This is a genomic window from Paralcaligenes ureilyticus, from assembly GCF_004346225.1.
In the GTDB taxonomy this organism is placed as follows: Bacteria; Pseudomonadota; Gammaproteobacteria; order Burkholderiales; family Burkholderiaceae_B; genus Paralcaligenes; species Paralcaligenes ureilyticus.
This window is the reverse complement of record NZ_SMAJ01000005.1, coordinates 60,420-82,081: the sequence shown is the minus strand read 5'-3', so window position 1 is coordinate 82,081 and position 21,662 is coordinate 60,420. Positions and strand designations below refer to the sequence as shown.

Below are 21,662 nucleotides of genomic sequence, written 5' to 3'. Positions count from 1 at the left end.
CCCTTGTGGGTGCCACTTCCCCTACGAAAACCTACGGGATCTTGACCTCATCAAGCGCCTTCTGTACGACCTCGCGGGTCAATTCAGGCGCCAGCATTTCCAGCAGAACATAAACATAATCGCGCAGGAAAACGCCCGATTTGATGGCCACATTGGTGACATGCGTGCCGAACAAATGCCCCACAGGCAGACCCACCAGCCCTTTGTCGCGACGCGGATCGAACGCCATGCCGGCAATGATTCCTATGCCCATCCCAACGTCCACATACGTTTTGATCACGTCGGCGTCGATCGCCTCAAGCACAATATCGGGCGTTACGCCATTCTCGTCAAAGACCCTATCAATCGCCCTGCGACCTGAAAAAGCGCGGTCGTAAGTCACGATGGGATATTGCGCCAGTTGTTCGAGCGTCAACTTTCGGGCGGCGCTGGATTTCAGTTCAGCCAGCGGATGATCGGGGCGCACGACCACGGCGTGCTCCCAGGAATAAACCGGCAAGGCGGCCAGGCCCGGCGTCTCATCCAGGGTCTCGGTAGCGATGGCGACATCGGCCTGTTCATGCAGCACCATCTGCGCCAGATGCGGCGGGTTGCCTTCGGCCAGCGACAGATGCACCTTGGGAAATTTTTTGCGAAAAGCCGGAATGACCTTGGGAAGAATATAGCGCGCCTGAGCATGGGTACAGGCAATCACCAGCCCGCCCTCGTCACGGCGCGCGAACTCGTCGCTGACCTTTTTCAGGTTGTCGAGTTCACGCATGATGCGATCGATAACCACCGACACCACCGCGCCTGGCTTGGTCAGACCTTTGATACGCTTGCCATGGCGCTCGAAGATTTTTACGCCCAGCTCGGCCTCAAGCTCGATAATGGCTTTGGATACGCCGGGCTGCGAGGTGAAAAGCGCACGCGCGGCTTCCGTCAGGTTGAAATTACGCCGTATAGTCTCGCGTACAAAGCGAAATTGTTGCAGGTTCATAAAAAATAGCCCTATAGGAAGGGCTATTATATGTTATATAAAATATAGTGTTAATTATTTATAGTTATATACTTACTTCATGGAAATGGTTGTATTGACACCGGTGGTATGCGGCGACCAGCGGGCCGTAACGGTTTTGGTTTGAGTCCAGAAGCGTAACCCCTCCTTCCCATTGGGACCCAGATCGCCCAGTTTTGAACCGCGCGAGCCCGTGAAGGCGAACCACGCAACCGGAACGGGAATAGGCAGATTAATGCCGATGTTGCCCACATCAATATTGTTCTGGAAATAGCGCGCCACCCCGCCATCCTGCGTAAAGACCCCGACGCCATTGCCGTTGGGATTCTTGTTGATGAGCTCAATCGCCTCATCGAGCGTGTCCACGCCGACCACATCCAGCACCGGCCCAAACACCTCTTCGCGGTAAATGGTCATATCGGCGTTCACTCCGCCGAAGATCGTCGGCCCTACAAAATTGCCTTTTTCGTACCCGGTAACCTTGATATTGCGGCCATCGAGCAGCAGCTCTGCCCCTTCGTCCACGCCTTTTTGAATCAGGCCCTCTACGCGTTTACGCGCACCTACTGAAACCAACGGGCCCAGATCCGCATCACGATCGGAGCCGACATCGACTTTGAGCTTTTTAGCCCGTTCGACAAAGTCGGGCAGCCAATTACGCGCTTCGCCTACCAGCACGGCCACCGACGTTGCCATGCAGCGTTGGCCCGCCGCCCCAAATGCCGCGCCAAGCAACTGATTCAATGCGGCATCACGATCTGCGTCAGGCAAAATCACGCAATGGTTTTTAGCGCCCATCCCCGCCTGACAACGTTTTCCGTTGTCGGCCGCGCGACGATAAATCTCGGTGCCCACATGGGTAGAGCCAATAAAGGAGATAGCTTTGACATCGGGGTGATCACACAAGCCATTGGCGATTTCAGGGCCGCCATGGATCACATTCAACACTCCAGGCGGCAATCCTGCTTCGAGCGCGAGTTCAGCCAATAGCAGCGACGAACTGGGGTCTTGTTCGGAAGGTTTCAATACAAAGGTATTGCCGACCGTAACCGCCATGGGAAACATCCAGCATGGCAACATGATGGGAAAATTGAACGCTGTGATTCCCCCACACACCCCAAGCGGGTGAGTCAATGTATAAACATCAATACCTCTTGCTGCATTCTCGGCGTATTCGCCCAATTGCAGGGTCGCCATAGAGCAAGCGTGCTCGATGGCTTCAAGGCCACGGCCCACTTCACCCTCGGCATCGGGCAGGGTCTTGCCATGCTCGAGCGTGATCAATTCGGCCAATTTCTTCGTGTTGTCGCGCACCAGTTTTTGTAAGTTCAGCATGACGTGCACACGAGCAGCCTGGCTGGTATTACGCCACTGTGCAAAGGCTTTCTTGGAGTCGGCTATCGCCAGATCCAGCTCTTCCCGGGTCGCAAACGGCACTTGCGCCACCACCTCCTGGGTGGCGGGATTAAGAACATCCCGCCAATCGGTTGTTTTTGATTGGATCAGCTTGCCGCCAATCAGTAAAGGGATACGAGGTACAGCACTCATGAATAGCTCCTTGGCGCATGCACCATGCGCTCAGTATGGTAAATGGACGATCGTTCGGCGTTTTTGTTGATATCTTACTTCTTGACCAATTTATCTTTTATATTTTGGGCGTGACAAGCGCTCCTGTGACGTAGACACTGCGCACTTGCCCAGTGTAGTTGTGTAAAAAACTTATTTCCATCACAATATTTGCACATTGGTTGCTAATAATTGCACAACAGGCGGCGCCGCAGACGCAGTCCGCAGACGAGGAACACACATGCTGGATTGGGACGGCTTGCGTTATTTTCTGGAAGTGGCCCGAACCCAGCGCGTCAGTGCGGCCGCCGTGCGCCTGGGGGTGCAGCACAGCACGGTTTCGCGCCGCATCCAGACCCTGGAGCACGAGCTCGACACCGTGCTGTTCGATAAATCCAAAGCCAGCGGATTCACTCTTACCGAAGACGGGCTGCGCTTTTTCACGTATGCCGAACAAATCGAAGGCACCCTGTTTTCAGCACGCGAAGAGCTCTCGGGGATCGGACAAACGCTATCCGGGCACCTGCGGGTGGGGTCGACTGAAGGGTTCGGCAACTATGTCCTGACTCCACTCATGGTGGATTTTCAGCGTCGCTACCCTGCCATCACCCTGGACATCATGCCCGTGCCGCGTTTCATCAGTTTGTCCAAACGCGAAGCCGATATCGCCATCTCGCTCGAGCAGCCGCAGCGCGGACCGTACATATGCACCAAGCTGATCGACTACTCGCTAAAACTTTACGGCAGCGTGGACTGCCTGGCGCACAAAGGCCCCGTTGCCACGCACAGCGACCTGGCGCGCCATACCTTCATCGGCTACGTGGAAGAACTGCTGTTCAGCGACCGCTTGCGCTACCTGGACGATATCGTGCCCAACAGCCGCGTTGTTTTCAAAAGCACCAGCGTGATTGCCCAATACCACGCAACGCTGCAAGGCCACTCGCTGGCGATCCTGCCATGCTTCATGGCGGCCCAGGATCCACGCCTGCAGGCCGTGCTGGAAAACGAAATAACCGTCAAGCGCAGCTTCTGGATGTACTGCCACGAAGACCTGCGCCGTTCCAAGCGTGTCATGGCCCTGTGGGACTTCCTGAAAAAAACCGTATCGCTCAACGAGCCCCTGCTGGCCGGAAAATCGGACCGGCTGCTCTATCTGCCTGAAGCGGCGCCATAGATTTACCAGCGCACCCGTTGCCAATGTAGCGGCAGCCCTCGTGGCTGCCAAAATCCTGCCACCCACAAGGGGTGGCGCTACACATTCTGGTTGGTTCTCGTAGAGGTAGCCCTCGTGCTGCCATTACGTAATGGCTACGGCCTGCGCCCCTTTCTTCGGCGCCTTGACACGCAGCTTGCGCCACATCATGACCGCCATCAAAAGCGTAAATGCGCCGTGCACCACCCATAGGCCCACGTCAAAGCTCAGTTTGCCGCTGCCGACCCAGCCGCGCGACAGATTGATCAGATTCATATAAAGCAAACCGATCAGGCCTGCCACCAGAATATCGCCGGAACGGCCCAGGCGCGGATTGACGGCTCCCAGCGGAATAGCCAGCAAAGCCAGATTCAGCGCCGCCAGCGGTAAAGAAAGGCGCCACATCAGCTGAGAGCGTGCCGTATTGGTATTGTCGCCAACCAATTGGTCGGTGGGCCGCGCCTTGAGCTGACGCTCGGCCATTTCGCGCGCCACCTTGACGGAGCCAGCGTCATTCTTGCTTTCAAGCCGAAAGCCATAGCGCCTGAAATCGAACAGACGCAATTGAGGCTTGCCCGGCTTCAAATCGTAGCGATGACCGCGATCCAGTATCAGAAAGCGGTCGCCGTTGGCCTCGGTCTCTACCCGGGCGCTATCGGCAGAAATCACGGTCAGCCAATCGGGCTCGATGACCCGGGCAATCACGTGACCGAGCTGATCGCCCGGCTTGCTGGGGTCTTCGGCAAAAAACACCCGCGCGCCGTTGTCGGTTTCAATGAATTGCCCCGCCGTCACCTTGGACAGATCGGAGCGCTGTTCATAGCGCTGGCGGTACTCGGCGATCTGGCGATACGCCCAGGGCGAAGCGACCAGCGTCAGAACCGCAATCGCCACCGCGACCGGAGCCGCGCAACGCAATACCGGCCCGACCCAATCCTTGAGCGACAGACCGCTGGCAAACCAAACCACCATTTCAGACTCTCGGAAATTCCGGGCTACCGTGGTCAATACAGCAATAAAGAGCGACACCGACAAAATAACAGGTAGCGCAGTAATGCTCGAGAACGCCGCCAGGCCAAACACCACGTCGGCGCCGATCGTGCCGTTGGCGGCCTCCCCCAGCAAACGCACCAGCAACACGCTAAGCCATACAATAAGCAGCGTGGAGAACACCACGCCCGCATGACTCATGATTTCGGATACTACGGAACGTTTAAATAGTGACATGTGAAAATATGCGAGATAATCGCGAGTAATCCTGTACGACGCACTTTTTGGAAATTCGAATGGAATTTAGCACACAGACCACCGCCTCCTTGCATCAAATTAAAACCGCTGCCCTGGCCGTGGGCGTTTTTACCGACGGAATCCTGAGCGCAGCCGCCGACATTATCGATCGCGCGAGCAACGGCGCAGTCCGTGAAACGCTTAAATCCGAATTTCCGGCCAAAGCCGGTACCCATCTGGTTTTGCGCAACATTCCGGGGGTTACCGCCGCCCGAGTCATTTTAATCGGCCTGGGCCAGCAAGACCGCTACAACGCCACTACGCACGCCAGTGCCGAATTCACCTTCGCCCACTACTGCGTGCAAGCCAATCTCGCCGAAGGGGTGTCCACCCTCGCGTCCATCGAATGCGCTGACGCCAGCGTACGCAATCGCGCCCAGGCGGCAGCCGTCGCTGTGGGACGCGCCATCTATCATTATGACGCCACCTTGGGCAAACGCGACCGGAAACCCGCGCCCCGGTTAAAGAAATTCGCCCTCTCCATTTCCCGCAACCAGGCCAGCCATGCACAACAAGGGCTGAAAAACGGCGCCGCCATCGCCCACGGCATGAATCTCACCCGGGAACTGGGCGATTTACCCGCCAACATCTGCACCCCCACACATCTGGGCAGCGTCGCCAAAAAACTGGCCAAAGAATTCAAAAGCCTCAAGGCCGAGGTGCTGGATCGCAAACAAATCGAAGCGCTCAAGATGGGCTCATTCCTGTCTGTCGCGCGCGGCTCGTATGAAGCACCCGCTTTCATCATCATCAAACACGTCCCGGCCACCCGCGCAGCCGACAAAACCCGCAAGGCGCCCATTGTACTGGTCGGTAAAGGTGTCACCTTTGACGCGGGCGGCATTTCTCTCAAGCCCGCCAGCAATATGGACGAAATGAAATACGATATGTGCGGCGCCGCCAGTGTGCTGGGGACCCTGCGCGCCATCGCCGAACTCGAGCTCGACCAGGAGGTCATCGGGCTGATCCCCACCTGCGAAAACCTGCCCAGCGGCCGCGCCAACAAGCCGGGCGATGTTGTCACGAGCATGTCGGGGCAAACCATCGAAATCCTTAATACCGATGCGGAAGGCCGCCTGATCCTGTGCGATGCGCTCACCTATGCCGAGCGTTTCAAACCTGCCGCCGTCATCGATATCGCCACACTGACAGGCGCATGCATCGTTGCGCTGGGCCACGTCAATTCGGGTCTCTTCAGCAAAAACGACGCTCTGGCCGAAAGCCTTCTGCAAGCAGGCCGCGACGCCAACGACGTCGCATGGCGCCTGCCGCTCCAAGATGCCTACCAGGAGCAGCTTCACTCCAACTTCGCCGATATCGCCAATATCGGCGGGCCACCGGCCGGATCGGTAACCGCCGCCTGCTTTCTGTCGCGCTTTACCGGCAACTACACCTGGGCTCATCTGGATATTGCCGGCACCGCCTGGCGTAGCGGCAAGGAAAAAGGCGCCACCGGGCGGCCCGTTCCCCTGCTCGTTCAGTACTTGCTCAACCAGGCGTAAACAGCGCAAATGGCCCGTGTCGATTTCGCCTTTGGCGCCCAGGACCGCTTGCGCATGGCCTGCGAGGTCGCGCACAAACACTACCTGGCGTCGCGCAGCCTCATCGTATATTGCCGGGACGAGCAAATGCTGGGGGACTTCGACCGCCAGTTGTGGGGCTTCGACCCCACCGCTTTCGTGCCGCACGTCCGGGCCGACGACCCGCTGGCCTCCAGCACCCCCGTCTGGCTCACGGCCGACCCGCCGCAGCCTGCCCGGCACGGCGCGCCGGCCGCCTGGCTGCTCAACCTCGATAGCCAATGCCCACCTGGCGCAGAAGGCTTCGAGCGCATCCTGGAAATCGTCTCCGACAAACCCGAGGACAAACAGGCTGCCCGCCTGCGCTGGCGCCAGTATCAAGCCGACGGGCACACCCCCTGCGCGCACGACGTATCGAATACGTAGCGGCGGGCACGTTTTTGTAGCGGCACCCCTTGTGGGTGCCATCGCCCTTGCACGCATGACATGCCGGCAGCAAGCTGCCGTCCAACGGGAACCAAGTGCGTCCCCATCACTCTAAGAGTAAGATAAGAGGTTGTACAAGATGACTTTACCCTCTGGCTCACTTGCAAATTCAGTTGTTTGTCAGGTATCCTAGAGACCTCCATTTTGGCATCGGTTGGCATACTGCCCCGCCGATATTAAAGGATTTACTATGAGCGATTTCCAACAAGCCCCGCTGCCGTCTCGCGGCACCTATACGACCGCCCCCGGGGAAGTCGTACGCAATCGCGTGCTGCGCAATACCTATTGGCTGCTAACACTGTCGCTGATCCCCACCGTATTGGGCGCAATGCTGGGTATGCACTTGGGGGTCGGTCATGCCATGGGCGCCAACCCAGGCACCAGCGCCATTATTTTCCTGGCAGGCGCCTTTGGCCTGATGTTCCTGGTCGAGCGCAACAAGAACAACTCCATGGGCGTCGTCCTGCTGCTGGCCTTCACGTTCTTCATGGGCGTCATGTTGTCGCAACTGCTCGGGCGCATCATGGGCCTGGGCAACGGCGCACAACTCATCATGCTGGCGTTCGGCGGCACCGCTGTCGTGTTTGGCGCAATGGCCAGCATCGCCACCACGACCAAACGCGATTTCACGCACCTGCAAAAATTCCTGTTTATCGGCGTGGTCGTGCTCATCGTGGCTTCGCTGGCCAACATCTTCTTGCAGCTGCCCGCGCTCATGCTGACCGTGTCGGTCATGGCCATCGTCATTTTCTCGGCCTTCCTGCTGGTCGATCTGCAACGCGTCATCAACGGCGGCGAAACCAACTACGTCACCGCTACCCTGGCTATTTACCTGGACCTCTACAACGTCTTCGTCAATTTGTTGATGCTGCTGGGAATTTTTGGCGGCAACCGCAATTAGGCGCTAACGCAAGCACCGGTTCAATGGCAGCCACAAGGGCTGCCACTACATGATTCACGGTCACGTTTTTGTAGCGGCACCCCTGTAGCGGCACCCCTTGTGGGTGCCATTTTTCTATAGAAAGATGCCGTTTCAATTGCCAAGGTTCTGCGACCCACAAGGGGTGGCGCTACGGGTGGCGCTACAAATAGAACCTTACCGCTTCACCCAAATCCACAACCCCTCCGCACCCACCAGCACCACGGCGATCCAGATCGGGATATAAGTCCACCAAGCGCTGGCTGTCATACCCTCGCCCAGCAACAGGAAAGCCACCCAGAACAGCAGAACGGGTTCGACATAGCCCATGATTCCGAATAAACCCAAAGGCAGCATGCGGCTGGCCGACAGATAACAAACCAGGGCTGTCGAACTAATGACCCCCAACAAAGGAATCAGGCCCAGAAGGCGGGGATACTGAAAAACCTGATCCATCAAACCCGGGTTTTGCGATGCCAGGACGACAATCGCCGCGGGCGTCAAAAACAACATGTCAAACCACAAGCACGTCAGCGAACGCAAGCGTAGCGCGCGGCGCAGCATGAAGTACGGTGGATAGCCGAACACGACCAAAGCCGTCGCCCACGAAAACGAACCCACGCGGATAAATTCGTGCGCCACCCCCACCATCGCCACGCTTACCGCCAGCCATTGCACCCGGCTAAGGCGTTCCTGATAAAAAAAGCGGCCCACCAGCACCATGGAAAGCGGCAATAAAAAATAGCCCAGCGACACGTCCAGGGCCTTTTGATGCAAAGGAGCCCAGGTGAACAGCCACAACTGCGCCCCCAGCAAGGCAGCGCTGGTAAAAAGAAGCGGCCAAAGCCGCCACCCGCAGCGCAGCCGGCGCACTATTTGCGCAATATCGTCCCATGACCGATTGCGAGAGACCAAAATAGCAATGGCGGGCAACGCCAGCAGAACGCGCCAGGCAAAAATCTGTTCGCCTGTCAGGGGGAACAACAGGACGGTGTAATAGTAAAGTCCGGCAAATAGTGCGGAAGAAAAAACCGATAACGCGATGCCTTGCTTCACATCAACCCTTTTGAAAAACTCCTGAACCATTGACTGAACAAAGCCTACCCGCCTATGCCACCCACAAGGGGTGGCGCTACAAAATGACAGGCACAAGGCCTGTCGCTACAAAAACGTGACCGTGAATAATGTAGCGGCAGCCCTTGTGGCTGCCAAACATCGCATCGACGGATAATGACATAAAAAAATAATGCCATCCCTCATGACGCATCAATATAAATCATCATTCTAAAAAGTGGCGCGTAGAAATACAGATGGCACCCAAAAGGCGTGCTGACTTACTTATTGCAACGATGCCATATCGAGCCTAAGATTCTCCCCACCTCATATCATGCATGTGGGACTTTTTACCCGAACACCGCTTTCATTACGGCAGATCAAACGAAGGGGTAACGATGTTCGTCCGATATTCAAAAATTTTGCTGGTGGCAGCGATTGCGTTATTCGCATCGCTGGTCGCTTTTGGCAACATTACCGACTATGGCAGCAACTTTGCGTTTGTTAGCCATGTATTGATGATGGATACCATCTTTCCAGACGCGACCATCAAGTACCGTGCCATTGATTCCGTTTTTCTACACCACGTGGCCTATATCTTCATTATCGTGCTTGAGACGGTTACGGCCATACTGTGCTGGATCGGTGCCATCCGTCTGCTGAAGCGGGTCAACGCTCCGGCCCCTGAATTCAATCGTCTGAAAAGCACCGCCATTGCTGGCCTGACACTGGGTTTTCTGGTTTGGCAGGTGGGTTTCATGTCTATCGGCGGCGAGTGGTTTGGGATGTGGATGTCCAAGCAGTGGAACGGCGTAACCAATGCGTTCCAGTTTTTTACCACTATCGGCGTCGTGCTGATCTATCTCGTGCAAAAAGACGGCGATAAATGAAGCGCTAGGAAAATTAACTCGAGAGCGACCTGCTTGTCCCAAGGGGTGGCGCTACAAAAAAATGGCAGCCACAAGGGCTGCCACTACAAGCAACGAGCACGCCAACATTAGCAACGAGCACGCCAATAAAATCACAACAATGCCGCCAACATCCACTACACAAGCGGCGTGCCCGGTTAAGGTGGGGCGGGCGACTTGGGCGCGCCGCGTGCAGGGCCGGCTTCGGGGAGGCAAGGCGTGCGCTGTTTGAGTGGGACGTTTGCGAATAGCCCAGTGGGCTATTCGCCCCACGAGTTCGCACGCCGCCCCGAAGCCGGCCCTGCGCGCGGGGAGTCATGGCGCAGCCATGACCGTGCCCGTCGGAGCCCGACCCGCCTTAACCGGGCACGCCGCGGGTTTAGAAAGAAGATTCTAGCGACGAGCACGTACAGGCCTTGTTCAAACGAAACAGGCGTTCGCGCTTTAGGGTTTCGCCAATCGGCTCACCCTCTCTACCTACCGCCAGCAGGTCCAATGGAATGGCCTCCAGGGCACGCTGCATGGCCTCGGGATAGTTCTGCCAGCACTGCAGCAAAAACTTGTCGGGGTCATAGAGAGCAAGCCCCAGCCCATGCAGCTCAGTACGATTGAAATCCTTGATATTGCGCGTCAGAACCGCGACCGACGCGACCGGCCACCTGGCCTGTGCAGCCCGCGCAGCGGCGATCACATGCCAATCCTTGGGATCACTGCGACGCAAACCGCCCTTGAAGGCCGAAACGTCTCCCTGATCTGCATCGGGAAACTCCGTTTGCAAAGCCTCCCACTGGACCTGTAAATCGGGCGCCGATGCCTGCCATAAATGCGCCGCCGTGCGGCGCCACTCATCACCGATAATCGGGCTCCATGCAGGACGAAAACAATTCTCGCCCGCCAGCCGAAGCAGCACACGGCGCAATACACTGGAAATCAGCACACAGGTGTCGATCACAACTACATCAGGCAATTCGGCCACCCCTTCGCTCCTTGAAACCTGCGCCACCCACACGGCCCGCCCACTGCGCCATCAATACCGTTGCAGCTCCATCAGGACTTTGCGCGTCAACAACGGACGCCCCGCCAATTGCTCATCGAGCCGCTCGCGCAAAGAGGCACGCAAATCCGGCTCCGCACGCGCATCGTCAAAATCGGGAACAGGCTGCTCCACCCCATAACCGGTTTCAGTCAACAGTATCCATTCGAAACGCCGCAGCGCGCCGGCCGCCGACGACCCTTGCGCCAATTGCGCCAAGGCGGCGTCGTAGGCATCGAACAGCACTGCATGCGGATCTTCACGCGGCAGCAAGCGCAGCAGCAATTCATTCATATACCACGCCGACATATAAGCACGGCCCGCCAAAGGCCAGACTCCGGCACACTCGGCGCGCGTCAGCGTCTTGACCTCGCCCGCGCCGCTCCACGACAGCTCGAGCGGCTGAAACATGGACAAGACAGGGCGCAGAGTCGAATAAGGCCTTTTGGCCCCCTTCGCTACCAGCGCTACATTACCGTATTCGCGTGTAAAAGCTTGAACGATCAGCGACGTTTCGCGCCAGGGCGCCGCGTGCAGCTGATAGCCACGCGCCTCGTGGACGCGCTGTCCGCGTCTACTCATACCCTAAATCGCGCAGGGCCCCTTCGCGATCCGACCACCCCTTGCGCACCTTGATGTACACCTCCAGATGCACCGGCTTGTCCAACAGCTCGGCCATATCGTGGCGCGCTTCGGAGGCAATTCTTTTCATGTGCGCACCGCCCGTTCCCAGCAATATAGGCCTGTGGCTTTCGCGCTCAACGATCACACAGGCCGCTATCCGCGCACCCTTGTCGGTTTCTTCCCATTGTTCTATTACCACCGTGCAGCCGTAGGGCAGTTCATCGCCCACCAAGCGGAAAATCTTTTCACGCACCAGCTCGGCGGCAATAAAACGCATCGGCCGGTCCGTCAAGGTATCGGCTTCGAACATGGCTTCGCCCTCGGGCAGGCGGCTGCCAATTTCGGTCAGCAGATTCTCAAGCTGGACCCCACGCAAAGCACTGACGGGCACCACAGCGGCATAGGGAAATTGCGCCATGATCTTGCCCACGTAGGCGAACATCGCATTTTTATCTTTCAGCGCGTCGACCTTGTTGATGGCCAGAATGGTCTGCCCACCCTTGGGCAGCAGGGGTAGCAGCTGCGCATCGCCCGAAGACCATTTGCCGGCCTCCACCACGTGCACAACGACATCCACTTCCGCCAGCGCCTGCGTCACCACGCGATTCATCATGCGGTTCATGGCGCCGCCGTGGCGTGTTTGAAAACCCGGCGTATCCACAAATACAAATTGCTCATGGTCGCGCGTCAACACGCCGTGAATACGATGGCGCGTGGTCTGCGCCTTGCGCGACACAATCGAAATCTTGCTGCCGATCAGCGCATTGGTCAGCGTCGATTTGCCGACATTGGGCCGGCCCACAAACGCAATAAAACCACAGCGGAAAGCATCGCTCATTGGGTCTCTTGGGGCACAGCCACCGGTAAGGACAATTGCGTCGATTTGCGCGCCCGCGCCCCGCCGCGGGAACCCTTGGGCGGAGCCAGCGCTTCGACCGCCGCAATAGCCAGGGTAGCGGCAGCCTGCTCGGCCGCCCGCCGGCTGGCTCCGCCCGCAGTTACAGTGATCTCAAGCTTGGCGATGCTGCACTCCACTTCGAACAATTGATTATGCGCCGCGCCGTGCGTCGCAATGACGGTATATACCGGCAAGGCGATCTTGCGCCCCTGCAGCAATTCCTGCAGCAAGGTTTTGGGATCTTTGCCTAGCGTTTTGGGGTCAATATTGACCAGTATGGGCGCATATTGGCGTGCAATGACCTTCTGGGCCGATTCGAATCCCGAATCGAGAAACACGGCGCCGAAGATGGCCTCGACCGCATCGGCCAGAATCGACGGGCGGCGAAACCCGCCGCTTTTGAGCTCGCCTTCGCCCAGGCGCAGGTATTGCGACAAGCTGAGCCTTTGAGCGATGTCGGCCAGGGACGACTGCTTGACCAGATTGGCGCGCGAACGCGATAAATCGCCTTCGTCGATTTTGCTGAAGCGTTTGAACAAAAGCGCAGCCACTACGAAATTAAGCACCGAATCACCCAGAAACTCGAGGCGTTCGTTATGGTGCGCACTATGGCTGCGATGCGTTACGGCCTGCTCGAGCAGGGCGCCATCGCGAAACTGATAGTCCAGGGCGGACTCAAGGGAAGCAAGGCTAGTCATTAGTGGAACCGGCCTATGCGGCTGGGCTCGCTGAAATTCATCCAGATGAAAAAGGCGCGTCCCACAATATTCTGATCCGGCACAAAACCCCAATAACGACTATCCAGGCTATTGTCGCGGTTATCGCCCATCATGAAATAATGCTTCGGGGGCACCGTACAACGCACGCCATTGCTGAAATATTCGCAATTGTTGCGGTAAGGATAATCTGAAATAGGCATAAAGTCTTGGGGCGCTTCCTTATTTAACAAAATACTGTGCTCGACCGTCCCCAGTTGTTCGGTGTAACGCCCCACATAGGCGGAACGATCCGGTTCAAAATAATCGCCCGCGCGCACATGGGCGACTTCATGGCCGTTGATGGACAATGTTTTGTTCTGGTACAACACCACGTCGCCAGGCAAACCCACTACACGCTTGATGTAATCGACGCTGGGGTCGACCGGATAGCGAAAAACCATCACGTCGCCACGCGACGGCGTGCCTATGCTGATGATTTTCTTGTCGATAATGGGCAGACGTATGCCGTACTGAAACTTGTTCACCAGGATCAGGTCGCCGTTTTGCAGCGTGGGCAGCATGGATCCCGATGGGATCCGGAACGGCTCGATGACAAACGAGCGCAAGACGAACACAAAGAGAATGACCGGAAAAAAACTGACGCAGTACTCGATAAACCACGGAGTGCTATTGGCCCTGTCGTAAGCCTCCTGACGCAAGCGCGCAGCTTCCTGGGCATCGACGCCCGCCAGCCCGTAATCGGCATTAACCATGGCCGCCTGCGCCCGCGCACGCCGGCGCGCTCGCAAAACGAAATAATCCAGACACCACACCAGGCCGGTAACCACCAGCAGCACAAATAAAATCAGCGCAAAATCCCAGCTCATGCCAAACATACCTTCCTCGTTGTAAGTGCCTACTTGTCTTCGACCTGCAAAATAGCCAGGAACGCTTCCTGCGGAATCTCGACGTTGCCGACCTGTTTCATGCGTTTCTTGCCCGCTTTCTGTTTCTCGAGCAATTTCTTCTTGCGGCTGATATCGCCTCCGTAACACTTGGCCAACACATTTTTGCGCAAGGCCTTGACGTTTTCCCGGGCAATGACTTCGGCGCCGATAGCCGCCTGGATGGCAATGTCGAACATCTGGCGCGGTATCAGGCTGCGCATTTTGGAGACCACCTCGCGCCCGCGGTAACGCGCGTTGGAGCGGTGCACAATCATGGAAAGCGCATCGACCCGGTCACCGTTGATCACCAGATCGACACGCACCACATCGGCCGCACGGTACTCTTTGAATTCATAATCCATCGACGCATAGCCGCGAGACACGGACTTAAGCTTGTCGAAGAAGTCGAGCACGATTTCGGCCAGGGGAATTTCGTAGACCAAATGCACCTGCCGGCCGTGATACGACATATTGATCTGATTGCCCCGCTTGACCGTACAAAGCGTCATGACCGACCCCACATACTCTTGCGGCATGAACAAGGTCACTGTCACGACAGGCTCGCGTATCTCGACCACATTGCCCACCTCGGGCATGCGCGAAGGGCTTTCGATAAGGGCAACCGAGCCATCGCGCTGCTCGACCTCGTAGACCACCGTGGGCGCGGTGGTGATGATGTCCATGTCGAACTCGCGCTCCAGGCGTTCCTGCACAATTTCCATGTGCAGCAGGCCCAGGAAGCCGCAGCGAAAACCAAACCCAAGCGCCTGCGACACTTCAGGCTCGTACATAAGCGACGAATCGTTCAGCTTCAACTTCTCGAGCGAATCGCGCAACTGATCGTATTCGCTGCTTTCGACCGGATAAAGCCCCGCAAACACTTGGGGCTTGACCTCTTTAAAACCCGGCAACGCGGCACTGGCGGGGCGCCCGGCCAGCGTCAGCGTGTCGCCGACCTTGGCGTGTTCGAGCTCTTTGATTCCGGCAATGACAAAACCCACGCCGCCGGCCGACAGTTCTTTGCGCGTTTCGGACTTGGGCGTAAAGACGCCGACCTGCTCGCACAAATGGGTAGCGCCGCTGGCCATCAGCAACACCTTGTCCTTGGGTTTGAGTACGCCATTGACAATACGCACCAGCATCACCACACCCACGTAATTATCGAACCACGAATCGATAATCAGGGCCTGCAGAGGCTGGGCCGGGTCTCCGGCGGGCGCCGGCACGCGCGCGACGATCTGTTCGAGAATCTCGTCGATACCCACGCCCGTCTTGGCGCTGGCCAAAACGGCTTCGGAAGCATCAATGCCGATAATGTCCTCGATTTCCTGGCGCGCGCCATCGGGATCGGCCGAGGGCAGATCCATTTTATTGAGCACCGGGATCACCTCGACACCCAGCTCAATCGCCGTGTAACAGTTTGCGACAGTCTGGGCTTCGACGCCTTGCGAGGCATCGACCACCAGCAAAGCCCCCTCGCACGCCGACAAGGAGCGGCTGACTTCGTAGGAAAAGTCCACGTGCCCCGGGGTGTCGATCAGATTCAGCTCGTAGGTACTGCCATCTTGCGCCAGGTAACGCAGCGCGGCCGTCTGCGCCTTGATGGTGATCCCGCGCTCACGCTCGATCTCCATGGAATCAAGCACTTGGGATGACATTTCGCGATCGGCCAAGCCTCCGCAACGGTGAATCAGGCGATCAGCCAGGGTCGACTTGCCATGGTCGATGTGGGCAATAATAGAAAAGTTGCGGATATGATCCATACACCAGACAAAGCCGCATAGCGCGGAATAAATGAGTTGTGCCAAGACAAAAAAAGGAGCGCATAGTTGCGCTCCCTTGCGGCTATCGTGGCATTTTAACGGTTTCTACGGATTATTTTCCGGGTGTAATCGTAACCCACTGAGTTTGATCGCCACGCAAAACCAGCAGCGCCGCCGCCCGAGACGTGCTCAGTTGCGAAACCAGCTTGGCAAACTGCTCGGGACCGGTGATATCCACATCGTTGACCGTCAGGATCACGTCGCCCACATTAATGCCGGCCGTAGCAGCGGGCTCGCCCACTTCGGTGACCTGCACGCCGCCGCTGAACTTGTCTTTGCTGTGCACTTCGGCAGGGACTTCGGTCACCTTCAGGCCCAGCGAGTCAGTCGGAATTTCCTTGGGCGCCTTCGGTTCGGCCGCCTTCTTGGCCGCCGTCGCCTTCAGTTCGGCCACCTTGACGTGGAGCGTCACCATCTTACCTTTGCGCCAGACTTCCATGGGCACCTCGGTACCGGGCTTGGTAGCGCCAACAATGCGTGGCAGATCGGTCCAGTGGGCAATCGATTTACCGTTGAACTTGGTGATCACATCGCCCGCCTTGATACCGGCCGCTGCGGCAGGAGCACCGCTTTCAACGTTGCTGACCATGGCGCCTTGAGCCTTGGGAAGACCGATGGCCTTGGCCACGTCGTCAGACACCTGGCCAATCTGCACCCCGATACGGCCGCGGGTCACCTTGCCACTGGCTTTAAGCTGGTCAACCACACGCATCACTTCGTCGATCGGAATGGCCAGGGAAATACCCATAAAGCCGCCGCTCTGAGAAATAATCTGCGAGTTGATACCTATGACCTGGCCGGCCAGATTGATGAGCGGCCCACCCGAATTACCAGGATTGACGGCAACATCGGTCTGAATAAACGGCAGGTAGTCGCCCGTATCGCGATTAATGGCGCTGATAATGCCCGCCGTCACCGTTGAATCGAGCCCAAAAGGCGAGCCAATAGCCAAGACCCATTGACCTTTTTTTATCTGATTGGAGTCACCAATGGGAATAGGCGTCATCCCCTTGATGTCGATTTTGATCAGCGCAACATCGGTGCGCGGATCGGTGCCAATAACCTTGGCCTTGTATTCTTTGCCATTGGTCAGGGTGACGAAGATGCCATTGGAATCGGCCACCACATGGTTATTGGTCAAAATGTAACCATCGGACGATATAAAGAAACCGGAACCGACGCCGCGAGGCACTGTGTGCTCTTTCGGGCTGGGCGAAGACGGTGCAGGCGCGCGACGGCGCTGACCAGGCTGGCTAGGCTGACCCGGCATCTGGAAGTCGGGGCCGAAGAACCAGCGGAACATATCGTAGGGATCGTTGCTGTTGGGACCCATACCCTGGGCGCGCACAGGCACGGCTTCGGTGGTGCGGATATTGACCACCGAACCTTCTGTCCTGGCGACCACAGCGGTAAAGTCGGGCAGGGCCAGCGTTGCCGCCGGACTCTGCGCATGCGCACCACCCACGGCGGAAAACGCAAGCAACGCGCTCACCGATGCCGTAGCCATGATTCGTCTAATTTTGCTATCGGCTGCATGTGTTGAAAACATCATAGAACTCCTTTGACAGTATCTGAAATTACCGGGGAGCGATCAACGGCGCGTATTGGGCATGCTGCGCAATGTCGCGCAGCGTGGCTGCCGGCACTTCGCCTATGGCGGTGAGCCGGTAGTCGCCGATTTTCGCACCAAAAATATTCATCGCCCCCTTGTGTACGGCCCCCGTAAGAGGGGCCGTTTTGCGCGTACGGTCTGTCGGCTCTATAAAGACTGAAATAGCCGCCAAACCATCCGACAAAACCAGCTGGCTTACCTTCCTGCCCGCATTCATGGACCGCGAAACCTGAGTAATGGTCTCGAAGCCGGCCGGAGCAGGAATCTGCCACCCCATTTTGGCCAGATCGATGGGCGCCATAGGGGATTCAAGCACCCGCCAACCGTCCGTTTTCCAATGGGGATCCAATTGCTCGTCTGAAATAGTGTCATCCATGTGCAAAGACGTGAATGAAATCTGATCGACCACTTCGCGGTGCAGCCCCAAGGTTTGGGCCTTGAGCAGCAAATGAGTGGCGACATCGGCACAGAAACGGTAGCCGTAGCGATGAGCATCGCGCGGATTAAGCTCGATGACCGTACACTCTCGCCCCGCAACACGGCTGGGAACCCTGCCCTTCTTGATCGCATAATGCGCGGGAATGCTCTTGCCGTCGCCCAGCAGCAGAGCGGGAAAACGATCACCACGCCCGCGCTGCAGCACTATGGTTTTTTTCTCGGGAATAAGACACTGAACGGCGTTGTTATGCCTGACGAACTCGCGCGGCGCGCCATCGAGCATTTCGAGCAGCTCGCGCTCGCCGGTCCCATCCATCCGGTGTACGACCCGGGTCGACTGCATGACCGGGCCCTGCTGGTAGGTAAACACACCCGAATAATTGCTCTGACGAGCCGCCGTCTGGATTTCTTGCAACAGCGCTACAAGGGGATCGGGAACCGCCTGAGGCGAATCTTCCGCCGCCCATGCCGGCGCGGCCAGCACGCAGGCTGCCGCCATACACAGAACCGCCGCCAGACCGCCGACGCGCGACCCGTACAAGCGTCCGGCGCCGGGGGAAGGAGCGGCCAATGCACCCATTAGCGTTGATCTCCGGCGTCGAAAGACACCTGCCGCACCGGGCTGATGCCCGCTATCTGGCGATGCGCATCAAGATAATCGCGCAAACCCGGATCGTCGGCGCTGGCCACCACCTGAGTGGCCGTCGCGCCCGGATTCGATCCGGCAGTGCCCCCGGAGAAATAAGGCAGCGCCACCCAGGCAACCGAAACCACCGCCGCCGCCACCGCCAGACCCGATAAGCCCAGGCGCACCGAAGACAGCCGGTGCCGCATGGGTGCCACAATGGGCGGCTCGGCTTCTATCGCCTGGGAAAGTCTCGCCAGGAAAAGATCGGAGGGGTGCAAGGCAAGATCGCCGTTGCGCAATACATCGCCCACCAAATGGTAGGTATCCCATATTTGCCGTCCGGCAGGAGAATCAAGGCCCTCAGGGCAAAGTGCATCGCCTTCACCGTCCATCCAGACGGAAACCGACGACTCCAGCGTAACTGAGTCAGGGTCGTGTCCGGGTTTAGCCGCTACTTGCATAGGAGTCTCCTTACCAGCGATGATCGGCATCGTTGCCCAAAACAGGGCGTAATTGGGCCGCAATCGCTTCTCGCGCCCGGAATATGCGTGAACGCACCGTCCCGATGGGGCAGTTCATACTCTGGGCGATATCTTCGTAGCTCATGCCTTCTATCTCACGCAAAACGATAGCCGTACGCAACTCCGCAGGCAAAGCGTCGATGGCCGTGTTAACGGTTTCAACGATCTGACGGCTTGCCAATTGCGATTCTGGCGTACTGATATCGGTTAGGTTGTCGATTTGACTAAAAGTTTCACCATCTTCGGTTTCTATTGCACTGGGAGTGCTGGGACGACGCCCATTGGCCACCTGCCAATTGCGCGCGGTATTGATGGCTATGCGATAAAGCCAGGTGTAAAACGCACTGTCGCCGCGAAACTGGGGCAAAGCACGGTAGGCCTTGATAAAGGCCTCTTGGGCCACATCCTCGACCTCGGACGAATCACGCACCATGCGCGAAAGCAGGCGCATTATTTTGCGCTGATACTTTAAAACCAGCAGATCGAAAGCGTGCTTGTCGCCACGCTGCACGCGATCGACCAGTTCGGCATCGACATCGCGCTCGCTCATCGCCCCCCTCCCTTTTCAGCGCGCCATTCGGGCAGCGTCGCCTGCCTGGCAAGCAGCACACGCAGTTCGCGCCACGCTTCGGGCGAAACACTGGCCTTCCAGACAGTCAATTCCAGCATCGTTTCCTTTGAGCCGGAGGCCAGCGCCGCGCGAAAGCGCAAACGCACCCACGCAAAGGCGGGCCAGGCATGGGTCAGTTGCAAAGGACGCCGGGCGGCGGCGTTGACCAGCGCCCATTGGCGTGCGCCATCGAACTCGAGCATCGCCGGCGTTTGGCCTCGAAATAAGGGTTTTCCCCTAAATGCCGAGATGGCAGCCACGAGGGCTGCCGCTACGGAAACCAGCCCGAGGATTATGTAGCGCCACCCCTCGTGGGTGGCAAAACCTTGGCAGCCTAGCGGATATCCACATTCCGGGAAGATGGCACCCACAAGGGGTGCCGCTACAACATGCGCCGCCGTCACGACATGGGGTGCCGCCACATAGGCCAGCGCCGAGGCGGCGGCAGAAACAATACCCGCAGCAAGCACGGTCGCCCAGCGCGGTTGCCGGACGGTCCATTGCCTGATGCGGTTCATGGGGCGCTGCGGCCTAAATCCGCCGGACAACCATCGACCCGTTTGTTCCACCAAAACCGAAAGAATTCGACAGTGCCACGTCGATCTTGAGGTCACGCGCCTCGTTGGCGCAGTAATCCAGATCGCACTCCGGATCCTGATTGAAAATATTGATCGTGGGGGGTGAAATTTGATGATAGACCGCCAGGGTCGTGAATACAGCCTCGATGCCGCCCGCCGCACCCAGCAAATGGCCCGTCATCGATTTGGTGGAATTGACCACCAGTTTTTTCGCATGATCGCCAAAAGCCAGCTTGAGCGCCTCGGTTTCGTTTTTATCGCCCAAGGGGGTCGATGTGCCGTGAGCGTTGACGTAGTCGACCTGATCGGGATTGACCCCGCTATTGCGCAAGGCATTGGCCACGCCGCGCCGCGGGCCGTCGCGGTCCGGCGAAGTGATGTGGTGCGCATCGGAGCTCATGCCATAGCCGGCAAATTCGCCATAGATGCGCGCGCCGCGCGCGCGGGCATGCTCGTACTCTTCAAGCACCACCACGCCCGCCCCTTCACCCAGCACAAATCCGTCGCGGTCGCGATCCCAGGGGCGCGAAGCCGTGGCGGGGTCATCGTTGCGAGTGGACAAGGCGCGCATGGCCGCAAACCCGCCTATCCCCAAGGGCGAGACGGTGGCCTCGGCCCCGCCGGCCACCATGACATCGGCATCGCCGTATTCAATCAGGCGCGCCGCATCGCCAATGGAGTGCAGGCCCGTTGTGCAGGCCGAAACCACGGCATAGCTGGGGCCTTTGAGACTCAGCATGATCGATAGCTGGCCGGAAATCAGGTTGATCAGCGACGCCGGCACAAAAAATGGCGATATCCGCCGTGGCCCGCGTGCCATATATTCAATTTGAGTTTCTTCAATACGCGACAAGCCGCCTATGCCCGAACCGACAATGACGCCTATGCGTTCGGCATTGGCCTGCGTGACCTCCAGGCCGCTATCGCGCCAGGCTTGCACGCCCGCCGCCACGCCGTAATGGATGAAGGTATCCATCTGCTTGGCCTCTTTGCTGGACATGACTTGCGTCACGTCAAAGCCTTTGACCTCGCCCGCTATCTGGGCGCTGAAAGCGGAAGCATCAAAACGCGTAATACGGCCTATGCCCGAACGCCCATTGACGATATTGTCCCAGGCGCCATCAATATCGTTGCCGACGGGCGAAACAATACCAAGACCGGTGATGACGACACGTCGTTTCACGGATGGCTTCTCCTATAAAAACAAAGGCGGCTTGAAGCGAATACGCCAACGCCCGCGCCGTACGCAGCGCTTGTGGCAGGCCTACTCTCTAGAAACCGCCCTGACCCCGCCCAGGCAAACACCGGGCTTGCGTCATGAAAG

21 protein-coding genes are annotated in these 21,662 nt (G+C 57.9%); 5 read left to right on the top strand and 16 right to left on the bottom strand.

Annotated features, from left to right (window positions below):
• Positions 1 to 31 precede the first annotated feature (31 nt).
• Both EDC26_RS08730 and EDC26_RS08725 read right to left on the bottom strand, forming a co-directional pair.
• Complete coding sequence (locus EDC26_RS08730) at positions 32 to 979, bottom strand: CysB family HTH-type transcriptional regulator (RefSeq protein ID WP_132581589.1); 948 nt, start codon at positions 977 to 979, stop codon at positions 32 to 34.
• Between the two features lie 72 nt (positions 980 to 1,051).
• Positions 1,052 to 2,545 (bottom strand): CoA-acylating methylmalonate-semialdehyde dehydrogenase, encoded by a 1,494-nt coding sequence (locus tag EDC26_RS08725; protein ID WP_132581587.1) that lies wholly within the window; start codon positions 2,543 to 2,545, stop codon positions 1,052 to 1,054.
• Positions 2,546 to 2,804: 259 nt separating this feature from the next.
• Here EDC26_RS08725 and EDC26_RS08720 point away from each other — a divergent pair, with 259 nt between their 5' ends.
• Entirely contained in the window at positions 2,805 to 3,737 is a 933-nt protein-coding gene (locus tag EDC26_RS08720; RefSeq protein WP_132581585.1) for a LysR family transcriptional regulator, read from the top strand.
• A gap of 123 nt (positions 3,738 to 3,860) precedes the next feature.
• Here EDC26_RS08720 and lptF read toward each other — a convergent pair whose 3' ends face one another.
• Positions 3,861 to 4,982: an LPS export ABC transporter permease LptF gene (gene lptF, locus EDC26_RS08715; protein ID WP_132581583.1), complete on the bottom strand. Its 1,122-nt coding sequence runs from the start codon at positions 4,980 to 4,982 to the stop codon at positions 3,861 to 3,863.
• Between the two features lie 59 nt (positions 4,983 to 5,041).
• On the opposite strand from lptF, the gene EDC26_RS08710 reads away from it, so the two are divergent.
• From EDC26_RS08710 to EDC26_RS08700, 3 genes are all read left to right on the top strand, one after another.
• Positions 5,042 to 6,544, top strand: a complete 1,503-nt coding sequence (locus EDC26_RS08710; protein ID WP_132581581.1) for a leucyl aminopeptidase — start codon at positions 5,042 to 5,044, stop codon at positions 6,542 to 6,544.
• 9 nt (positions 6,545 to 6,553) lie between these two features.
• A complete protein-coding gene (locus tag EDC26_RS08705) occupies positions 6,554 to 6,988 on the top strand; it encodes a DNA polymerase III subunit chi (protein WP_132581579.1) in 435 nt (144 codons plus the stop codon).
• A 250-nt stretch (positions 6,989 to 7,238) separates the two neighbouring features.
• Entirely contained in the window at positions 7,239 to 7,949 is a 711-nt protein-coding gene (locus EDC26_RS08700; RefSeq protein ID WP_132581577.1) for a Bax inhibitor-1/YccA family protein, read from the top strand.
• Between the two features lie 195 nt (positions 7,950 to 8,144).
• On the opposite strand, the gene rarD is transcribed toward EDC26_RS08700, so the two are convergent.
• A complete protein-coding gene (rarD, locus tag EDC26_RS08695; protein WP_132581575.1) occupies positions 8,145 to 9,023 on the bottom strand; it encodes an EamA family transporter RarD in 879 nt (292 codons plus the stop codon).
• Positions 9,024 to 9,418: 395 nt separating this feature from the next.
• Between rarD and EDC26_RS08690 the strand changes: the two genes are divergently transcribed.
• Complete coding sequence (locus EDC26_RS08690) at positions 9,419 to 9,910, top strand: DUF2165 family protein (RefSeq protein ID WP_132581573.1); 492 nt, start codon at positions 9,419 to 9,421, stop codon at positions 9,908 to 9,910.
• 397 nt (positions 9,911 to 10,307) lie between these two features.
• Here EDC26_RS08690 and EDC26_RS08685 read toward each other — a convergent pair whose 3' ends face one another.
• The 12 genes from EDC26_RS08685 to fabF all read right to left on the bottom strand — a co-directional run bounded on the left by EDC26_RS08685 (position 10,308) and on the right by fabF (position 21,521).
• Positions 10,308 to 10,904 carry a PIN domain-containing protein gene (locus tag EDC26_RS08685; protein WP_243700845.1) on the bottom strand — a complete coding sequence of 199 codons (597 nt, stop codon included), beginning with the start codon at positions 10,902 to 10,904 and terminating at the stop codon, positions 10,308 to 10,310.
• Between the two features lie 51 nt (positions 10,905 to 10,955).
• Positions 10,956 to 11,543 (bottom strand): DNA repair protein RecO, encoded by a 588-nt coding sequence (gene recO / locus EDC26_RS08680; protein ID WP_132581569.1) that lies wholly within the window; start codon positions 11,541 to 11,543, stop codon positions 10,956 to 10,958.
• On the bottom strand, positions 11,536 to 12,423 hold the full coding sequence (gene era, locus EDC26_RS08675) for a GTPase Era (protein WP_132581567.1): 888 nt from the start codon (positions 12,421 to 12,423) through the stop codon (positions 11,536 to 11,538). Before era ends, recO begins: the two co-directional genes overlap by 8 nt.
• Positions 12,420 to 13,181, bottom strand: a complete 762-nt coding sequence (gene rnc, locus EDC26_RS08670; RefSeq protein WP_132581565.1) for a ribonuclease III — start codon at positions 13,179 to 13,181, stop codon at positions 12,420 to 12,422. The genes era and rnc overlap by 4 nt, the downstream gene beginning before the upstream one ends.
• Entirely contained in the window at positions 13,181 to 14,068 is an 888-nt protein-coding gene (gene lepB, locus EDC26_RS08665; RefSeq protein ID WP_132581563.1) for a signal peptidase I, read from the bottom strand. Before lepB ends, rnc begins: the two co-directional genes overlap by 1 nt.
• Before the next feature lie 29 nt (positions 14,069 to 14,097).
• Positions 14,098 to 15,891 (bottom strand): translation elongation factor 4, encoded by a 1,794-nt coding sequence (gene lepA / locus EDC26_RS08660; protein WP_132581561.1) that lies wholly within the window; start codon positions 15,889 to 15,891, stop codon positions 14,098 to 14,100.
• Between the two features lie 112 nt (positions 15,892 to 16,003).
• Complete coding sequence (locus tag EDC26_RS08655) at positions 16,004 to 17,500, bottom strand: Do family serine endopeptidase (protein ID WP_132581902.1); 1,497 nt, start codon at positions 17,498 to 17,500, stop codon at positions 16,004 to 16,006.
• 28 nt (positions 17,501 to 17,528) lie between these two features.
• On the bottom strand, positions 17,529 to 18,581 hold the full coding sequence (locus EDC26_RS08650) for a MucB/RseB C-terminal domain-containing protein (RefSeq protein WP_132581559.1): 1,053 nt from the start codon (positions 18,579 to 18,581) through the stop codon (positions 17,529 to 17,531).
• Positions 18,581 to 19,090: a sigma-E factor negative regulatory protein gene (locus tag EDC26_RS08645; protein WP_132581557.1), complete on the bottom strand. Its 510-nt coding sequence runs from the start codon at positions 19,088 to 19,090 to the stop codon at positions 18,581 to 18,583. The genes EDC26_RS08650 and EDC26_RS08645 overlap by 1 nt, the downstream gene beginning before the upstream one ends.
• Positions 19,091 to 19,100: 10 nt before the next feature.
• The gene (gene rpoE / locus EDC26_RS08640; protein ID WP_132581555.1) at positions 19,101 to 19,700 is read right to left on the bottom strand and encodes an RNA polymerase sigma factor RpoE; all 600 of its coding nucleotides are present in this window, start codon (positions 19,698 to 19,700) and stop codon (positions 19,101 to 19,103) included.
• On the bottom strand, positions 19,697 to 20,278 hold the full coding sequence (locus tag EDC26_RS08635; RefSeq protein WP_132581553.1) for a hypothetical protein: 582 nt from the start codon (positions 20,276 to 20,278) through the stop codon (positions 19,697 to 19,699). The genes rpoE and EDC26_RS08635 overlap by 4 nt, the downstream gene beginning before the upstream one ends.
• A 13-nt stretch (positions 20,279 to 20,291) precedes the next feature.
• Positions 20,292 to 21,521 (bottom strand): beta-ketoacyl-ACP synthase II, encoded by a 1,230-nt coding sequence (gene fabF, locus EDC26_RS08630; RefSeq protein ID WP_132581551.1) that lies wholly within the window; start codon positions 21,519 to 21,521, stop codon positions 20,292 to 20,294.
• Positions 21,522 to 21,662: the final 141 nt, after the last annotated feature.

Excerpts from the sequence above, each read along its gene's own strand:
- EDC26_RS08730 (WP_132581589.1), bottom strand. The coding sequence starts at position 979 with ATGAACCTGCAACAATTTCGCTTTGTACGCGAGACTATACGGCGTAAT.
- EDC26_RS08725 (WP_132581587.1), bottom strand. The coding sequence starts at position 2,545 with ATGAGTGCTGTACCTCGTATCCCTTTACTGATTGGCGGCAAGCTGATC.
- EDC26_RS08720 (WP_132581585.1), top strand. The coding sequence starts at position 2,805 with ATGCTGGATTGGGACGGCTTGCGTTATTTTCTGGAAGTGGCCCGAACC.
- lptF (WP_132581583.1), bottom strand. The coding sequence starts at position 4,982 with ATGTCACTATTTAAACGTTCCGTAGTATCCGAAATCATGAGTCATGCG.
- EDC26_RS08710 (WP_132581581.1), top strand. The coding sequence starts at position 5,042 with ATGGAATTTAGCACACAGACCACCGCCTCCTTGCATCAAATTAAAACC.
- EDC26_RS08705 (WP_132581579.1), top strand. The coding sequence starts at position 6,554 with ATGGCCCGTGTCGATTTCGCCTTTGGCGCCCAGGACCGCTTGCGCATG.
- EDC26_RS08700 (WP_132581577.1), top strand. The coding sequence starts at position 7,239 with ATGAGCGATTTCCAACAAGCCCCGCTGCCGTCTCGCGGCACCTATACG.
- EDC26_RS08690 (WP_132581573.1), top strand. The coding sequence starts at position 9,419 with ATGTTCGTCCGATATTCAAAAATTTTGCTGGTGGCAGCGATTGCGTTA.
- recO (WP_132581569.1), bottom strand. The coding sequence starts at position 11,543 with ATGAGTAGACGCGGACAGCGCGTCCACGAGGCGCGTGGCTATCAGCTG.
- era (WP_132581567.1), bottom strand. The coding sequence starts at position 12,423 with ATGAGCGATGCTTTCCGCTGTGGTTTTATTGCGTTTGTGGGCCGGCCC.
- rnc (WP_132581565.1), bottom strand. The coding sequence starts at position 13,181 with ATGACTAGCCTTGCTTCCCTTGAGTCCGCCCTGGACTATCAGTTTCGC.
- lepB (WP_132581563.1), bottom strand. The coding sequence starts at position 14,068 with ATGAGCTGGGATTTTGCGCTGATTTTATTTGTGCTGCTGGTGGTTACC.
- lepA (WP_132581561.1), bottom strand. The coding sequence starts at position 15,891 with ATGGATCATATCCGCAACTTTTCTATTATTGCCCACATCGACCATGGC.
- EDC26_RS08655 (WP_132581902.1), bottom strand. The coding sequence starts at position 17,500 with ATGTTTTCAACACATGCAGCCGATAGCAAAATTAGACGAATCATGGCT.
- EDC26_RS08650 (WP_132581559.1), bottom strand. The coding sequence starts at position 18,581 with ATGGGTGCATTGGCCGCTCCTTCCCCCGGCGCCGGACGCTTGTACGGG.
- EDC26_RS08645 (WP_132581557.1), bottom strand. The coding sequence starts at position 19,090 with ATGCAAGTAGCGGCTAAACCCGGACACGACCCTGACTCAGTTACGCTG.
- rpoE (WP_132581555.1), bottom strand. The coding sequence starts at position 19,700 with ATGAGCGAGCGCGATGTCGATGCCGAACTGGTCGATCGCGTGCAGCGT.
- EDC26_RS08635 (WP_132581553.1), bottom strand. The coding sequence starts at position 20,278 with ATGAACCGCATCAGGCAATGGACCGTCCGGCAACCGCGCTGGGCGACC.